Below are 2,396 nucleotides of genomic sequence, written 5' to 3'. Positions count from 1 at the left end.
ATTCAGTACGACTCGACTGATTTACAAGCGTTGGAATACCGACTGATAGGTCCATTTCGGGGAGGGCGTTGTACTGCCGTAGCGGGTATTCCTAGCAAACCCCTTACTTTTTTTATGGGCACTACCGGAGGGGGAGTCTGGAAAACCGAAGACGGAGGCGGTTCCTGGCAGAATATATCCGATGGCTTTTTCGATGTTGGCTCCATTGGTTCTATTGAAGTTTCATTATCCGATCCGAATGTGATCTACGTAGGAACAGGATCAGCCCCACCGCGGGGTAATGTATCGGTAGGTAAAGGAGTTTATAAATCTACTGATGGCGGAGAGACTTGGAAGAAAATGGGGCTGGAGCAGACGGGTCAGCTGGGAAAAATTCAGATTCACCCGACTAACCCAGACGTACTCTACGTAGCCGCCTTGGGGAATATCTTTGGTCCTAACTCCGAACGAGGGGTGTTTCGTAGCAAAGATGGCGGGGCAAGCTGGGAGAAAACATTGTACATTAACGACAGCACCGGAGTAATAGATCTGGTACTAGATCCTACCAATCCTCGCATTCTGTACGCTGGAGCTTGGCAGGTAGAGCGTAAACCCTGGACATTGATAGACGGTGGCAAAGGAAGTGGCTTATTTAAATCTACCGACGGGGGCGATACCTGGAAACGTTTAGACAAAGGCTTGCCTACCGGTGTAGTCGGTCGGGTTGGAGTAGCAGTATCCCCCGTCAACTCACAGCGGGTGTGGACCATTATGGAACACGTGGATGAAGATAAGGGCGGTATTTATCTGTCGGAAGATGCCGGGAGTAGCTGGAAAAGAATCAATCGTAAACGAGAATATCGGCAACGGGCCTGGTACTACTCCCGCTTGTTCGCTGATCCTCAGCAGGAGCACACCGTTTACGTACTGAATACCGGGTTTTACAAATCGTTAAACGATGGAGCTAATTTTGAGCGTATTCCGGTGCCCCACGGCGATAATCATAATTTATGGATTAATCCAAACAACCCGAAGGTGATGATTCAGAGTAACGATGGCGGATCAAATGTATCGTTCAATGGCGGTAAAACCTGGTCTACTCAAAATAATCAACCCACCGCCGAAATGTATCGGGTAACGGTTGATAATCAGTTTCCTTACCGGGTGTACGGAGCTCAACAAGATAATAGTACGATTTCGGTCCCCAGTCAGGGGCTAGCTGATTTTGATCCGATACAAGATTGGTACGCGGTAGGAGGAGGCGAAAGCGGACACATTGCCGTTCATCCCGACAACCCCAACCTGGTGTACGCTGGAAACTATATTGGTATTATGACCAAACTTGATCGGGCTCAGGGACATACCCGTAGTGTGGAAGTGTACCCGGAACTGAACGATGGGGTAGAGGGGCGCGATTTAAAATACCGCTTCCAGTGGAATGCACCGATCCAGTTCTCCCCTCATAATGCTGATGTCCTCTACTACACGTCCAACTACGTACACAAATCAACTAATGGGGGGCAGTCTTGGGAAGTAATCAGCCCCGACCTCACTCAGAATATTGATAAGTATCTGGATATTCCGGGTGGACCAATACAGCATGATAATACGGGGGTAGAATTATACTGTACTATTTTCGCGTTTGAAGAATCGCCATTGGAGGAAGGGGTACTATGGGCAGGTAGCGATGATGGCTTAATTCATATTTCTCGCAACGGTGGTAAAGATTGGGAGAATGTGACCCCGAAAAATATGCCGGCGGAAGGTACCGTTAATACCATTGATCCTTCGGCTCACCAAGCGGGGAAAGCGTATGCTTCGGTGTACAAATACCGGGACAATGATTTTGCGCCCTATGTCTACCTCACCGAAGACTACGGAAAGTCGTGGCAGCAACTAACAGACGGAGAAAACGGAATTCCAAGTGATCACTTTGTGCGGGTGGTGCGGGAAGATCCTGATCGAGAAGGGTTATTATACGCCGGAACCGAGTTTGGGATGTACGTTTCGTTTAACAATGGTGCTAACTGGCAGCCCTTCCAACTCAACCTGCCAGTTACGCCAATTACTGACCTGAAAGTGCACCAGCAAGATTTGGTGGTAGCTACACAGGGTCGGTCTTTCTGGATAATGGATGATATAACCCCACTACATCAAATAAGCTCAGAAACAGCTCAAGCTGAAGTTCACCTGTTTAAACCGAATACCGCTTATCGAACGCAGATTCAAGGCTACCGAGGTGAAAATGTGCCGACGGACAGGCCGAAGGGTGCCGTCGTCTATTATTCTCTGGATGCCGACGTAGATAGTTTGTCGTTGTCAGTTTTAGATAGTCAAGGTCAGGAGATTTGCTCTTTCTCCAGCGAAGAAGAGGAGGATAAATTATCGGCCGAGGCCGGGTTACAAAAATTTGTCTG

General features: G+C 48.5%; 1 protein-coding gene. It reads left to right on the top strand.

Features of this window, described 5'->3' with window-relative positions; all coding sequences use genetic code 11:
• Nucleotides 1–2,396, top strand: a 2,396-nt coding sequence (locus WBA23_RS25845; RefSeq protein WP_424585165.1) for a WD40/YVTN/BNR-like repeat-containing protein, incomplete at both ends; no start/stop codon positions are given.

The sequence above is a fragment of the Tunicatimonas sp. genome, from assembly GCF_049647865.1.
Lineage (GTDB): Bacteria > Bacteroidota > Bacteroidia > Cytophagales > Cyclobacteriaceae > Tunicatimonas.
The sequence above is the reverse complement of the archived record's forward strand: the minus strand, read 5'-3'. Positions and strand labels throughout refer to the sequence as shown.